Source organism: Brevundimonas sp. KH_058, assembly GCF_057838505.1.
The window spans coordinates 1767792-1781253 of the sequence record NZ_CM174469.1 but is presented as its reverse complement, the minus strand read 5'-3'; the positions used below and the strand labels follow the sequence as shown (position 1 = coordinate 1781253).

At 66.3% G+C, this 13462-nt stretch carries 13 protein-coding genes; 8 read left to right on the top strand and 5 right to left on the bottom strand.

What is annotated here, in order from left to right:
* The first annotated feature begins 22 nt into the window (after nt 1-22).
* The 5 genes from AC3ISA_RS08465 to AC3ISA_RS08445 all read left to right on the top strand — a co-directional run bounded on the left by AC3ISA_RS08465 (nt 23) and on the right by AC3ISA_RS08445 (nt 4619).
* Entirely contained in the window at nt 23-1102 is a 1080-nt protein-coding gene (locus AC3ISA_RS08465) for an HlyD family secretion protein (protein ID WP_489177531.1), read from the top strand.
* Nucleotides 1099-2709 (top strand): DHA2 family efflux MFS transporter permease subunit, encoded by a 1611-nt coding sequence (locus AC3ISA_RS08460; protein ID WP_489177530.1) that lies wholly within the window; start codon nt 1099-1101, stop codon nt 2707-2709. The genes AC3ISA_RS08465 and AC3ISA_RS08460 overlap by 4 nt, the downstream gene beginning before the upstream one ends.
* Nucleotides 2709-3329, top strand: a complete 621-nt coding sequence (locus AC3ISA_RS08455; RefSeq protein WP_489177529.1) for a TetR/AcrR family transcriptional regulator — start codon at nt 2709-2711, stop codon at nt 3327-3329. The genes AC3ISA_RS08460 and AC3ISA_RS08455 overlap by 1 nt, the downstream gene beginning before the upstream one ends.
* Before the next feature lie 49 nt (nt 3330-3378).
* Entirely contained in the window at nt 3379-4152 is a 774-nt protein-coding gene (locus AC3ISA_RS08450; RefSeq protein ID WP_489177528.1) for a creatininase family protein, read from the top strand.
* A gap of 68 nt (nt 4153-4220) precedes the next feature.
* Nucleotides 4221-4619, top strand: a complete 399-nt coding sequence (locus AC3ISA_RS08445) for a phasin family protein (protein ID WP_489177527.1) — start codon at nt 4221-4223, stop codon at nt 4617-4619.
* A gap of 454 nt (nt 4620-5073) precedes the next feature.
* On the opposite strand, the gene AC3ISA_RS08440 is transcribed toward AC3ISA_RS08445, so the two are convergent.
* From AC3ISA_RS08440 to ftsY, 3 genes are all read right to left on the bottom strand, one after another.
* Nucleotides 5074-5688: a MarR family winged helix-turn-helix transcriptional regulator gene (locus AC3ISA_RS08440; RefSeq protein ID WP_489177526.1), complete on the bottom strand. Its 615-nt coding sequence runs from the start codon at nt 5686-5688 to the stop codon at nt 5074-5076.
* 99 nt (nt 5689-5787) lie between these two features.
* Nucleotides 5788-6441 carry an inner membrane-spanning protein YciB gene (locus AC3ISA_RS08435; protein WP_489177525.1) on the bottom strand — a complete coding sequence of 218 codons (654 nt, stop codon included), beginning with the start codon at nt 6439-6441 and terminating at the stop codon, nt 5788-5790.
* 1 nt (nt 6442) lies between these two features.
* The gene (gene ftsY, locus AC3ISA_RS08430; protein ID WP_489177524.1) at nt 6443-7378 is read right to left on the bottom strand and encodes a signal recognition particle-docking protein FtsY; all 936 of its coding nucleotides are present in this window, start codon (nt 7376-7378) and stop codon (nt 6443-6445) included.
* 492 nt (nt 7379-7870) lie between these two features.
* Between ftsY and AC3ISA_RS08425 the strand changes: the two genes are divergently transcribed.
* Both AC3ISA_RS08425 and map read left to right on the top strand, forming a co-directional pair.
* Nucleotides 7871-8083 (top strand): ParD-like family protein, encoded by a 213-nt coding sequence (locus AC3ISA_RS08425; RefSeq protein ID WP_372691386.1) that lies wholly within the window; start codon nt 7871-7873, stop codon nt 8081-8083.
* Nucleotides 8080-8847, top strand: a complete 768-nt coding sequence (map, locus tag AC3ISA_RS08420; RefSeq protein WP_489177523.1) for a type I methionyl aminopeptidase — start codon at nt 8080-8082, stop codon at nt 8845-8847. Before AC3ISA_RS08425 ends, map begins: the two co-directional genes overlap by 4 nt.
* Nucleotides 8848-8856: 9 nt before the next feature.
* Here the strand turns inward: map and AC3ISA_RS08415 are convergent, their stop codons facing one another.
* Nucleotides 8857-9468 (bottom strand): hypothetical protein, encoded by a 612-nt coding sequence (locus tag AC3ISA_RS08415; RefSeq protein WP_489177522.1) that lies wholly within the window; start codon nt 9466-9468, stop codon nt 8857-8859.
* A gap of 243 nt (nt 9469-9711) precedes the next feature.
* Nucleotides 9712-11028: a pectate lyase gene (gene pelA / locus AC3ISA_RS08410; protein ID WP_489177521.1), complete on the bottom strand. Its 1317-nt coding sequence runs from the start codon at nt 11026-11028 to the stop codon at nt 9712-9714.
* A 221-nt stretch (nt 11029-11249) separates the two neighbouring features.
* Between pelA and AC3ISA_RS08405 the strand changes: the two genes are divergently transcribed.
* Nucleotides 11250-13292: an NAD(+) synthase gene (locus tag AC3ISA_RS08405; protein ID WP_489177520.1), complete on the top strand. Its 2043-nt coding sequence runs from the start codon at nt 11250-11252 to the stop codon at nt 13290-13292.
* Nucleotides 13293-13462 lie beyond the last annotated feature (170 nt).

Here is a 13462-nt window from a genome sequence, read left to right as displayed (position 1 = left end):
TCGCACCCTCCCCGGATGTCCCATGTCGCCTGAACTCAAGAAACGCCTGCCGCTGTTCGCGGCGGTCATCGTCGGCCTCGCCCTGATCGTGGGCGGCGTCTTCTGGTGGGTGAACGGCCAGCGATGGGAGAGCACCGACAACGCCTTCGTCAAGGCGGACACCACCCTGATCAGCCCGCAACTGTCCGGCCGCGTGACCGAGGTTCTGGTCGGCGACAATCAGAAGGTCGAGGCGGGTCAGATCCTGGTCAAGCTGGATGATGCCGACCAAAAGGCCGAACTGGCCCAGGCCGAGGCCAATCTGGCCGCCGCCATCGCCGCCGTCGGCCATGTCGACGCCCAGGCCGAGCAGGAACAGGCGACCATCGCCGCCCGCGCCGCCGCCGTGACCCAGGCCAACGCCCAGGCCGGTCTGGCCCGCGCCGAGGTCGATCGCTACGGCAAGCTGGCTGAACAGGGCTGGGTCTCGCAGCAGCGCATCCAGACCGAGCGCGCCTCTGCCGCCACCGCTTCGGCCGGGGTGCAGCAGGCCCAGGCCGCCCTGGTCGCCGAACAACGCACGGCGGGCGTGCTGGGCTCGACCCGTCAGCAGAGCGTCGCCGCCGTCGAACAGGCCCGCGCCGTCGTCGATCAGGCCCGCATCGCCCTGGAACGCACCGTCATCCGCGCGCCCGCCGCCGGCGTCGTCGGCGCCCGCAGCGTCCGCGCCGGCCAGTATGTCAACGCCGGTACCCAGTTGTTGTCCATCGTGCCCCTGACCCGGACCTATATCGTCGCCAACTTCAAGGAGACGCAGCTGGACAAGGTGCGTCTGGGCCAGACAGTCGAGATCTCGGCCGACGCCTTCCCCGGCCGCAAGATCGAGGGGCGCGTCGACAGCTTCGCTCCCGCCACCGGCTCCGAGTTCGCCCTGATCCCGGTCGAGAACGCCACCGGCAACTTCACCAAGATCACCCAGCGCGTGCCCGTGCGGATCGTGGTCAGCGGCGCCGACCGGAGCCTGGCGCTGCGTCCCGGCCTGTCGGTGGACGTCAAGATCGACCTGGAGAGCCAGGGCGGCCAGAGCTTCGCCGAGGCCGCGATCGGGGCCGCGGGCCAGTGACCGCCGCCGTCCCCGCCGCAGCCGGCGGGGCCCCTGCCGCGCCCAAGGGCCCCGTCGCCGGCCATCCCGAGATCAACTGGACCATGCTGCTGCTCGGCTTCGCCGGGATGGTCGTGGGCCAGTTCATGGCCATTCTGGACATCCAGATCGTCGCCGCCTCCCTGCCCCAGATCCAGGCCGGCGTCGGCGCCTCGGCCGACGAGATCAGCTGGATTCAGACGGCCTATCTGATCCCCGAAGTGGTCATGATCCCGCTGTCGGGCTTCCTGTCGCGCCTGTGGGGGACGCAGCGGCTGTTCCTGGCCTCGTGCGCGGGTTTCGTGCTGATGAGCATCGCCACGGGCCTGTCGTCGTCGATCGACATGATGATCCTGTTCCGGGCCATACAGGGCTTCGTCGGCGGGGCCATGATCCCGACCGTCTTCGCCGTCGCCTTCACCGCCTTCCCACCGGACAAGCGGGTCACCGCCAGCGTGGTCATGGGCCTGATCGTCACCCTGGCCCCGACCGTCGGCCCGACCCTGGGCGGACACCTGACCGAGTGGCTGAGCTGGCGCTGGCTGTTCTTCATCAATGTGGGCCCAGGGCTGGTGGTGCTGTTCCTGGTCGGTCGCTACGGCAACTTCGACAAGGGCGATCCGACACTGGCCAAGGGGTTCGACTGGTTGGGCCTGGGCTTCATGGCCGCCTTCCTGATGTCGATGCAGTTCGTGCTGGAGGAAGGAGCCAAGAACGACTGGTTCGACGACACTCACATCCTGCTGCTGGCGGTGGTCGCGGCGGTGGCCGGGCCGGTCTTCATCTGGCGGTCGCTGACCTATCGCCAGCCGATCGTTGAGCTGCGCGCGTTCGGCAACCGCAACTTCCTGGTCGGTTTCATCATGACCTTCATCGTCGGTTTCGCCCTGTTCGGCGGCACCTTCCTGTTGCCGTTGTTCCTGGGCCGGGTGCTGCACTATTCCTCGTCAGAGGTCGGCACCACCATGGTCGTGTCGGGTCTGGCCATGTTCGCCACCGCCCCGTTCGCCGGGCGACTGGTGCGCAAGATGGATGCGCGCATCCTGATGTTCGGCGGATTCATGCTGTGCGCCTGGGGCATGTGGGAAGCCCGCGTGGTCACCCAGAACTGGGGCTTCTGGGAGTTCGCCTCGATCCAGGCCTTCCGGGGCGTGGGTGTGATGCTGGCCATGATCGCCTCGCAGCAGGTGACGATGGCGACCCTGCCGCCGCACATGGTCAAGAACGCCTCGGGCCTGGTGAACCTGGCGCGCAACGTCGGCGGCGCCTTCGGCCTGGCGATCCTGAACACCAGCCTGACCACCAACACCGCCTTGCACATGGCCGAACTGACCAGCGCGATCAGTGAAGGGGACCAGGCGATGCGGCAGATGCTGGCGGGAATGGCGTTGCGGTTCTCCGGCTCCATCGACCCGGCCGCTTCGGCGATGAAGGCCGTCTATGGCATTCTGCAACGGCAGGCGACGACGATGGCGTTCGGCGACGCCTTCGCCCTGTTGGGCATCCTGTGCGCCGGCGCGGCCTTCGTCACCCTGGCGGCCCAGCCGGTGAAGGCCCAGGCGGGCGCGCCGCCCTCGGACGTTCACTGATGGCGCGCCGTCGCGGGCAGGTGGACGAAAGAAAGAGCGAGGCGATCCTGGACGCCGCCGCGACCCTGTTCGCCGACAAGGGGCTGCAGGCCAAGATGGACGAGATCGCCAAACTGGCCGGCGTCTCCAAGCAGACGGTCTACAACCGCTTCGCCTCGAAGCTGGAGATCGCCCAGGCCCTGGCGTCGAAGCGGGTGGAGGACATCATCGCCCCGTTGCGCGGCGCCGGCGATCCACAGACGGTGCTGGAGACCCTGGCCCTGACCCTGCTGAACCGGGTGTGCAGCGCCGACAAGGTCGGTTCGATGCGCGGCGTGGCCCTGGTCTCAGTCGAGGCGCCCGAGATCGCCCACGCCATCTATGAGGCCGGGCCGCGTCGCAGCCTGAAGGAGGTGGCGCTGTGGCTGGCGGAACAGACGCGGCTGGGGCGGCTGACCGTCGCCGACCCAGACGAGGCGGCCGAGATGTTCGCCGGCCTGGTGCTGGGCCACGGCCATCTGCGCGCCATGCTGGACGTGCCGCAACTGGCGCCCGAGAAGCGGGCGGCGCGGGCGAAGGAGGCGGCGCGCATCTTCGTCGTCGCCCATGCTCCACGTCCGTCCGTGGCGAAGACTTCTTGACCCCGCCGCGTTAGAAGCGCTGGTGTTTTCCTAGCCTGAGAGTGTCGCCATGCTGATCCATCTGTCGTCCTGGCCCGAGATCGACGCGCGGCTGAACGACGGCGGTCCGCTGTCGAAGACGGTCGTCGTGCCCATCGGCTCCAACGAGCAGCACGGACCGACGGGCCTTCTGGGCACCGACTGGCTGTGTCCCGAGATCATCGCCCATGCGGCCGAGAAGACCGACGGCGGCCTGATCGTGGCCCCGACCTTCAACATCGGCATGGCCCAGCATCACCTGGCCTTCGCCGGCACCATATCCCTGCGTCCTTCGACCTTCATGGCCGCGATCACGGACTGGGTCTCGTCGCTGAACCGGCACGGGTTTGAGCGGATCTATTTCCTGAACGGGCATGGCGGCAATGTCGCCACCATCGAGGCGACCATCTCGGAGATCTATTCCGAGTGGAGCTTCGTCGAGGATCAGCCGCCCTTTATCCTGAAGCTGAAGAACTGGTGGGATCTGCCGGGCGTGCATGGGTTGTGCAACCGCCTGTTCCCCACCGGCCACGGGATGCACGCCACCCCATCCGAGATCGCGGTGACGCAGGCCGCCTATCCCGAGCGGATCAAGACGGCTGAGTATTCGCCCAAGATCGCACCCAACGGCCCGATCCGCGACGCCCTGGACTATCGCGCCCGCTTCCCCGACGGCCGTATCGGCTCGGACCCGGCCCAGGCCAGTCCCGAGAAGGGCCAGCAGATCATCGACGCGGCGATCCCCGCCCTATTGAGCGACATCGCGGCCTTCGCCGCAGAGACCCAACCTGGAGGTCCTCACTGACCCGCAAGACCCCCACAGCCGCCAATGCAGCCGCCGTCAGCGCCGAGATTCTGGCCGCATCGGCCGAAGTGATCGCGGCCCGCACCGGCCTGATGGCCCAGGGCCTGACCAGCGCCAAGGGGCAGGACCTCAAGGAGCTGTCGCTGATGAGTTCGGAGAAGACCGAGGCCCTGTCCGCCTCGGCCGACGCCATGGCCGCCAGCGCCGGGGCCATCGGCCAGCGGCTGGGACGGGCGGCGATGGACGAGGGCGCGCATGCCCTGCGGGCTGCGGCGGCGGTCACCCAGGCGCGCACCCCAGCCAAGGCGGCCGAGGCGCAGTTCAGCTATGCGATGGGCTGGTGGAGCCGGGCGGCGGCTCAGGCCATGACCCTGAACGGCGAACTGATGAAAGCCCAGGCGGAAGCCCTGGCCCCGATCCACAAGACGGCGACGGCCAACGCGAAGCGGCTGCGCAAGAAGAGCTAGTTCCTGCAGGCAAAACTAAGCGCGGGCGCCGCAAGCGGACATGCCTATGGTCTGAAAAGGGTGGAAGGCGGACTTTAGGCCGACTGGCCCGTGAACCACGGTGTGGCTACGATGAACCGTTCCGCGTGAGCAGGAGTTTGGAACGGTCCCACCATCTGACCCGAATGTCGCTCCGCAAACTTCGTCCCCTCGACCCACTCACTTTCGAGAAGGTAGGTCTGGCCGTTCGAAAACTCTCTAACGGCGGCTGCGCGTTTTCCATCCTCACTATAGAGGACGGACACGGTCCGAAATTCGGTCCCATCCAGTGCGGCCTTACCGTTCCGTCTAAACAGCCGCTTCCACCACGTCATCGGCCAAATCCTCACGCTGGCGAAACCGTATCAGATGCAATGGCCCGCCTAAAGCGGACCCTGCTCATCACTGCGAGGAAGGTCTGGATGAGCGCCCTGCCTCACGCCGTCTCGACGACCTTGAGCTTGGGCTTCTTGACCTTGGCGGGCTTGGTCGGGCGGTCGGCCTTCTTGGCGGCTTTCTCGGCCTTCTTGGCTTCTTTCTCGACCGCCTTCAGCGCCTTCTTGGCGGCCTTGGCTTCGGCCTTGGCGGCGTCGGGGGCGGCGTCGGCGGCGGCGGCCAGCTCGGCCAGCTGAGCCAGGAAGGTTTCGCGTTGGCCCTTGGGCAGCAGGGCCATGATCCGCTTGTCGGCGGCCTCGACCAGCGGACGGGCGGCCTCCAGACGGGCGGCCCCTTCCGTGGAAAGACGAACCGCCTTGGCGCGGGCGTCCAGTGTCGAACGTTCCCGCTCCAGCAGGCCTTTGGCCGTCATGCGGGTGACCAGGTCGGCCAGGGTCGAGCGGTCGATGCCCGTCATGCGGACCAGTTCGGTCTGGGTCAGGCCGGCCTTGATCGACACCGCCTCCAAAACCGCGAACTGGCGCTGAGTCAGGCCGTCGGAGCCGGTCTCTTCGGCATAGATGTCGAGCGCCAGTTGCAGAGCGCGGTGCATCAGGTGGCTGGGCGAGGTCGCCAACGGCCCGACCTTCCTTGCCGCTTTTCCAGCCTTCACCATCGCACCGCTCCCCTTAAGTTTCGTCCGAACACGTATCAGCTATGCTTTACGATTTGACGGGAAAAGCGCGTCGGTTCCGTGACAGTTCCGCCGACGGACCTAAAGCCCGGGATCGGGCGAGATCGGGCCCGGCTCCTCGTCCTTGGTCATGTTCCGCATGATCAGCGGCACCTGGGACAGGCCGAACACCGAGGCGGCGATCCACAGCACGCCCCGGAAGCCGGTCCAGACGTCGTTGGGATTGGGCGTGTCGCGGCCCATGGCGTGCCAGAGGGCGGTCACGGCCTGCGGGCTGCGGAACACCTCGTTCAGGATGGCGACCGTCAGGAAATAGAGGCCGTAACGCAGGGTCAGGGTGCGCCAGGCGGCGTCGTTGACCTTGATCGCCGAACCCAGCAGGGCCTTGAACGGATATTTCTTAAGCGGGATCGAGCCCAGCAGCACCGCCGCCAGCAGGCCGTTCTGGACTGTCAGCTTCAGTTTGATGAACAGGTCGTCGTGGGTGAAGATCGTCAGCAGACCGAACACCAGGGCGAACAGGCCGGTGATCAGCGGCAGGGGCGCGAACCGCCGCTCGATGGCGAACCCGACCGCCAGGGCCACGGCCGAGGCGCCGACCAGCACCCAGGTCGCCAGGATCATGTCACGGGTGACGAAATAGCTGATCATGAAGGCGGCCAGGGCGCCGAAGTCGACGACCTGGCGGATCCACTGACGGTTCTTCTTTTCGGGGGTCGGGGCGGCGTCAGTCATGTCAGTCTTCCAGTCCCACCAGCGAGCGGGAGAAGGCGCGGGCGTCGAACGGTTGCAGGTCATCGACCCCCTCGCCCACGCCGATCAGCATCAGGGGGGCGTCGGACGCCTGGGCCACCGGCACCAGAACCCCGCCCCGCGCCGTGCCGTCCAGCTTGGTCATGACGATGCCGGTGACGAAGGCGGTGCGGCCGAAGATCTGTTCCTGGGCCAGGGCGTTCCTGCCCACCGTGGCGTCCAGCACCAGAAGCGTGTCGTGCGGCGCCTCGGGATCGATCTTCTTGAGCACCCGCACGATCTTGAGCAGTTCGTCCATCAGGGCGGACTTGTTCTGAAGCCGGCCGGCGGTATCGATCAGGACCACGTCGAAGCCCTCGGCCTTGGCCTTGGTATAGGCGTCGAAGGCCAGGCCGGCGGCGTCGGCGCCGTCGCGGCGGCTCTCGAAATGGGCGCCGGCCCGGTCGGACCAGACCTTGAGCTGTTCGCGGGCGGCGGCGCGGAAGGTGTCGCCGGCGACGATCATGACCTTGGCGCCCTTGGCCGTCAAATCGGCGGCGATCTTGCCCAGGGTCGTGGTCTTGCCCGAGCCGTTCACCCCGACGAACAGGACGACATAGGGTTTGGGACCGTTCAGCGGATCGAAGGTCGCCTGGCGCGGCGCCAGTTCGGCGGCGACGGCTTCGGCCAGCGCCTCCTTGACCTCATGCTCCTGGGCGTCCTTGCCGAACTTCAGGCTGCGGAAGCGTTCGACGATGCGGGCCGAGGCGGCGGGGCCAAGATCGCTTTCCAGCAGATGCTCTTCCAGCTGCTCCAGCGAGGCCTCGGACAGGGGCTCCTTGACGAAGGTGGCGACGACCTGATCGGTCATCTGTTTGGAGGAGCGCGAGAGCCCAGCGGACAGGCGCTGGAACCAGCCCTTTTTCGGCGTGTCGGTCATGGGATGGCTTTAGCGGGGGCGGAGGCGAACGTCATCCGCATTCGCGAATAGGGTGCGGAGCGGTTTCAGACGGCGGGCGAGAAAAACACCGTCTAATTCGTCTAATTCGTCTGAAATCGGGGGGCTCCTCGTCAACGTGAGTGCGGTCGCGAGGATTATAGGCGTGGTGGAAACAGGGGATGGTGGAGGCGTCAAGAAATCGGTAGTCCGTTGAAATCATTGATTTCAGACCAGCGTCATTGCGATGGACAGCCCCCTTTTCGTCATCCTCCGGCAAGCCGCTCGCGGCGCAGACCGGGGGACCCAGCGGCGCCAAAGGCGATGTGTCGCCGCAACATGTTGGAAGGCGAGCCCGCGACAGGTTCGCGCTCACGCGCGCCGCTGGTTCCGCTGCGCGGCCCGGAGGATGACGAAAGGAGGACGTGCTTTCTTGCCTCTCCGTTCAGTTCAAAATATATATTACGCATACGTTTCATATATCGCGAGACCGAGATGGGCATCGTCAACATCGAAGACGAACTGCACGAGCAGCTGCGTCGAGCCGCGAAGGCGTCCTATCGCTCCATCAACGCCCAGGCGGCGTTCTGGATCAGGATCGGCATGTTGTGCGAGACCCATCCGGGCGTGACGTTTCAGGAACTGGTGGCGCGCGAGCTGAGGGCGGCGGGCGTGGATTCACCAGTGCTGACGGACGCCGCCGCGTGATCAAGACGCCGGCCGAGATCGAGCTGATGGCCGAGGCCGGGCGGTTGCTGGCCTGCGTCTTCACCCATCTGGACGCGATGATGCTGGAGGGGTTGAGCACGCTGGAGATCAACGACCGGGTCGAGGCCTTCATCGTCGATGCGCTGAAGGCGCGGCCGGCCAGCAAGGGCCAGTACGGCTATGGCTTCGTGCTGAACAGTTCGATCAATCAGGTCGTCTGTCACGGCGTGCCGACCGCTGATGAAATCCTGAAGGGCGGCGACATCGTCAACCTGGACATCACGCTGGAGAAGGACGGCTTCATCGCCGATTCTTCCAAGACCTATCTGATCGGATCGGTGGGGCCGCAGGCGCGCCGGCTTGTGCGCACCACCTATGAGGCGATGTGGAAAGGGATCCAGGCCGTGCGGCCCGGCGCCAAGCTGGGCGACATCGGTTTCGCCATCGAGAAACACGCCAGGAAAGCCGGCTATTCGGTGGTGCGCGACTATTGCGGCCACGGCATCGGGCGCGAGATGCACGAAGACCCGCAGGTGCTGCATTTCGGCAAGGCCGGGACCGGCGCGACCCTGCGCGAAGGCATGACCTTCACCATCGAACCGATGCTGAACCAGGGCGTCCGCACGGTCCACACCGAGGACGACGGCTGGACCGTGGTCACCGACGACGGAAAACTGTCGGCCCAGTTCGAACACACGGTTGCGGTGACCAGGGACGGGGTGCGGGTGTTGACCTTGCGGCCGGACGAGAAGCAGGCGGGGTGAAGACGCGCCTCAGAGCGTCGCGGCTATATATTCGGAAGCCAAGGTGGTGAGATCACGGAAGGTCATCTCATCGATTTCAAGCTGAAGCCCCAGGCAAAGATCCGGCAACTGAGCCTCAAAGCTTTCAAACTCCCGAGCCATGGCGCGGCCGCCCGGCACCGTTTTTGATCGGCTTTGCACCCTCAGCCAAGTCGCGACGGCTTCGATACAGGCCGTCGGATCATTGCCGTGCGCATGGATGTCCTGTCCTGCCAAGTCTGACATGAAGCGCTGGTATCGGTAGCGCTCCGTATCCATGACAAGACAGCGCTTACGCTTTTGGACCTCGTCGCCGAAGCGCTTCGCACCTAGGAACATCCCCAACTCAAGCGGCATGTTGAACCGCGGCAGCGGCGGATCTCCGTCAGGCTCGGTACGCGAGATGTCGTGGATGCCATAGCGGCACTGATCGACGATGTCCGAAATCGACGACCAGCGGTTCTGGCTCGCGTCATCGACCTCAAGCGCACAGCGTGCGCGAAAGCCTGATCTGGTGATGGCGAAGACGATCGCCCGGAACATGATTTGATAGGCAGGATCGAACGGGCAGTTGATGAAAACGTCCCGAGCGAGAGACGCCATTACTTGCGGTTTGCCGTCTCGATGCGAGCGATAATAGCGCCCCGCGCCTCGCGCGCCGTGAAATGGTTCGACGGCTTGGACGGCTGCAGAACCGCCACCCCGTCCGACGTCCGCCCCACAGTCACGTAGCGTCCAGAAGACGCACTGCGTACGATCTTTGCGCCATGCGTAGAAGGAGACTTCGACATAGGTCGAAGATCATGCATCACGTGGCAGAGTGCAAGTCCTCAACCCTCTGGTCTTCTAAGGATTCGCCGCCGACCACGTCGCATAGGCGTCCAGCGCCGTTTGGGGCTGGGCGAGCCACCAGGAATAGCCGTTGCGGCGGCCGACGGAGATGCCGTTGACGTCGTCGTGGATGGTCTGGTCCTTGTCGCCGAAGATCGGGCGGCCGGTGACCAGGTCGTAGTTGCGCGACCAGATCGGGCCGGCGCCCGGCTTGTCGATCAGCTTGCGGCCGTCGTCGGTCATTTCGAACGACTTGTCATAGGTGCGGTTCGCCTCCAGCCAGGCGACGCCGCCTCGGATGGCGGCCTGGACCTGGGGCGACGGATCGGCTTCGCCCATCAGGAACAGCAGGATGTCGGTGGTTTCGCCGCTGGCGATCGAGCGGGGTTCGTAGTTGCGGGCGCTGGTCGGGACCAGGCGCATCGGCTCGACCTGTTGCGGCCAGCCCAGCAGGCGGTCGCCCCCACTCTCGTCTTTTTGTCTGACCTGGGCGGCCAGGGTGACGTCGATGGCCTTCCTGGTCGCCTCGCCGGCGCGGACCTTCAGTTCGGCGGGGACGAAGTCGAAGCCTTCCGCGCCCTTGGACACGTCGCGCAGGATCATGGCCGCCTCGGCCACGGCATTGTCGTTGAAGGTGATGGAATCGTGGAAGCCGCCTTCCAGCGGCCAGATCTGGGGCCAGCCGCCGTTCGGATATTGCGCGTTCAACAGATAGTTGACGCCCTTGATCACGCTGGCGCGCCAGGCGTCGCCCTGACGGCCGGGCGAGCGGGCCGCGACCTTGGCCAGATAGCGCATCTCGGTCCAGGTCGAGTTGTTGTCCAGGGTGCCGACGAAGGTCCAGAACCGGTCGGCTGGCGCGTCGAAGTTGGCCGGGTTCTGCTCCATCGTCTCGGCGTCGTTCGAGAAGCGTTGGCCCGGCAGGCGGGCGAGGCTGCGGTCCTGGTTCTTGCTCCAACCGCCGGAGGGGGTCTGGAAGGTGACGATGGCGTCGGCGACGGCGCGGGCTTCGGCCGTGCCGTACCAGGCCGCGGGGCGATCCAACGGCATGTGCGAGCTGTTGCCGCGAATGGCCAACGGCGGCGGGGGAGGGGTCGCGCCGGCCGGCAGTTCGGCGGCGAGGGCCGCGCGTTCCGCCTGTTGGGCTGCCTGCGACCGGGCCAGATAGTCCGCCCAGGCGCCGCGCTCCGCATCCGGCAGGGCGCCGATCCGGTCGATGGTCAGGCCCACCGCCGGGGTGTTGGCGCGAATGACCTCGGCCTGGGCCGCACCGACGGCGAGACCGGCGGCCAGAACGAGGGTCAGGACCGAGGCGGCGAGGGCGTGTCTCATGGTGCGTTTCCTGGATGTGGTCCGGCTTCTGCGCCAGTCCCATTATTTGCCACATACTCTACATATTGAAACCAGACACGCAAGGCGGCGATGGCGGGTTTGATCGAACCTCCATTCGGCCTCCATGATCGCCCCGGTCGAGCGAGGGATTCTCGCCCTTCACCTTTCCGGCCTATATGAAGGGCGACGACCGGCGCGCGCCGGATGCAGCGGACGATCCGATGGTAGACGCCACCTCCTTCTTCTCGCCCAAGACGCACGGCTTCGTGCGCGTGGCGGCGGCGACGCCGATCAGCCATGTCGGCGATCCAAAGGCTAATGCGCAGGAACACGTCGCCCTGATCCGTCAGGCGGCCGATCAGGGCGTGGACCTGATGGTGTTTCCCGAGCTGTCTCTGTCGGCCTATGCGATCGACGACCTGCACATGCAGGCGGCGCTGCTGGAGGAGGTCGAGCGGCAGATCGCGGTCATCGCCCAGGCGACTGGCGAGCATGATCTGGTTGCCGTCATCGGAGCGCCGATCCGCAACGGCGACGCCCTCTATAACTGTGCGGTGGTGATGGGCGCGGGCGAGGTGCTGGGGGTCGTGCCCAAGACCTATCTGCCCAACTACCGCGAATATTACGAGAAACGCTGGTTCGCGCCGGCGACGGCGCGCGCCGAGGACGTGATCCGGCTGAACGGCGAGACGGTGGATTTCGCACCCGGCTTGGTGTTCGAGGCGGTCAACCGGCCGGGCTTCGTCTTCGCGGTCGAGATCTGCGAGGACTATTGGGCGCCGCTGCCGCCTTCGACCCGGGCGGCGCTGGCGGGGGCGCGGATCCTGCTGAACCTGTCGGCGTCCAACATCGTCATCGGCAAGGCCGACGAGCGCGCCATGCTGAGCGCCAGCCATTCGGCGCGGACCCTGTCGGCCTATGTCTTCGCCGCCTCAGGCTGGGGCGAAAGCACCACCGATCTGGCCTGGGACGGCCAGGCGACGGTCCATGAGCTGGGCTCGAAACTGGCCGAAGGCGAACGGTTCGCCCTGGACAGCCATCTGACGCTCGCCGACGTGGACGTGGACGGGATCGGGCTGGACCGATTGAGGAACGGCACCTTCGCCGAATGCGCGAGGAACGAAGGCGAGCCGGCGACCGTCGTGCCCTTCATGGCGCGCGAGGACCACGAAGCCAGCGAGCTGATCCGGCCGCTGGACCGGTTCCCCTTCGTACCGGACGACGCGGGGCGGCTGGATCAGGACTGCTACGAGGCCTTCAACATCCAGGTGCAAGGGTTGATGCGCCGGATGACGGCGACGGGGGCGAAGTCGCTAGTGATCGGCGTCTCGGGCGGGCTGGATTCGACCCAGGCCCTGCTGGTCGCCTGTCGCGCCTTCGACCGGCTGGAGTTGCCGCGCACGAACATCCTGGCCTTCACCATGCCGGGCTTCGCCACCTCGGACGGGACCAGGTCCAACGCCTGGGCGCTGATGAACGCGCTGGGCGTCAAGGGCGCCGAGATCGACATCCGCCCCGCCGCCGAACAGATGTTCAGGGACATCGGCCACCCCTATGCCGAGGGTCAGCCGATCCACGACATCACCTTCGAGAACGTGCAGGCGGGGCTGAGGACCGACTATCTGTTCCGGCTGGCCAACCAGAACAAGGCGTTCGTCCTGGGGACCGGCGACCTGTCGGAACTGGCGCTGGGCTGGGCCACCTACGGCGTCGGCGACCATATGAGCCACTACAACGTCAACGGCGGGGTGGCGAAGACGCTGATCCGCCACCTGATCCGCTGGGTGGCGGTCGGCGACCTGATCGGCGCGGGCGCGCGCGAGACGCTGCACGCCATTCTGGACACCGAGATTTCGCCTGAACTGGTGCCGGCGAAAGATGGCGTGATCCAGTCGACCGAGGGGACGGTCGGCCCCTATGCGCTGAACGACTTCTTCCTGTTCTACATCAGCCGGTTCGGGCTGAAGCCGTCCAAGGTCGCTTTCCTGGCGCACCAAGCCTGGGGCGATGCGGGCGCGGGCGAATGGCCGGCGAACACGCCCGAAGACGAGAAAGTCGAATACGATCTGGCGACGATCAAGGGCTGGCTGAGGAAGTTCCTGGTGCGGTTCTTCCAGACATCGCAGTTCAAGCGTTCGGCCCTGCCGAACGGGCCCAAGGTGGTCACCGGCGGGTCGCTGTCGCCACGCGGCGACTGGCGCGCGCCGTCAGATGGAAACGCGCGAGTGTGGCTGGACGAACTGGACGCGAACGTGCCGGACTGAACCGTCTCCTCCCCATTTATGGGGAGGTGGCGCGGCGCTCTTGCGCGCCGTTATGGAGGGGTTCTGGACCGCATCGCAAGCGTCGGTGGGACTTCAAGAACCCCTCCACCGCTACGCGGTCCCCCTCCCCGCAAAGCGGGGAGGAGACGATGCGTGAATTCCCATAGGTT

Excerpts from the sequence above, each read along its gene's own strand:
- AC3ISA_RS08425 (WP_372691386.1), top strand. The coding sequence starts at position 7,871 with ATGGGCATCGTCAACATCGAAGACGAACTGCACGAGCAGCTGCGTCGA.
- AC3ISA_RS08440 (WP_489177526.1), bottom strand. The coding sequence starts at position 5,688 with ATGGTGAAGGCTGGAAAAGCGGCAAGGAAGGTCGGGCCGTTGGCGACC.
- AC3ISA_RS08465 (WP_489177531.1), top strand. The coding sequence starts at position 23 with ATGTCGCCTGAACTCAAGAAACGCCTGCCGCTGTTCGCGGCGGTCATC.
- AC3ISA_RS08415 (WP_489177522.1), bottom strand. The coding sequence starts at position 9,468 with ATGGCGTCTCTCGCTCGGGACGTTTTCATCAACTGCCCGTTCGATCCT.
- pelA (WP_489177521.1), bottom strand. The coding sequence starts at position 11,028 with ATGAGACACGCCCTCGCCGCCTCGGTCCTGACCCTCGTTCTGGCCGCC.
- AC3ISA_RS08455 (WP_489177529.1), top strand. The coding sequence starts at position 2,709 with ATGGCGCGCCGTCGCGGGCAGGTGGACGAAAGAAAGAGCGAGGCGATC.
- AC3ISA_RS08450 (WP_489177528.1), top strand. The coding sequence starts at position 3,379 with ATGCTGATCCATCTGTCGTCCTGGCCCGAGATCGACGCGCGGCTGAAC.
- ftsY (WP_489177524.1), bottom strand. The coding sequence starts at position 7,378 with ATGACCGACACGCCGAAAAAGGGCTGGTTCCAGCGCCTGTCCGCTGGG.
- AC3ISA_RS08435 (WP_489177525.1), bottom strand. The coding sequence starts at position 6,441 with ATGACTGACGCCGCCCCGACCCCCGAAAAGAAGAACCGTCAGTGGATC.
- AC3ISA_RS08405 (WP_489177520.1), top strand. The coding sequence starts at position 11,250 with ATGGTAGACGCCACCTCCTTCTTCTCGCCCAAGACGCACGGCTTCGTG.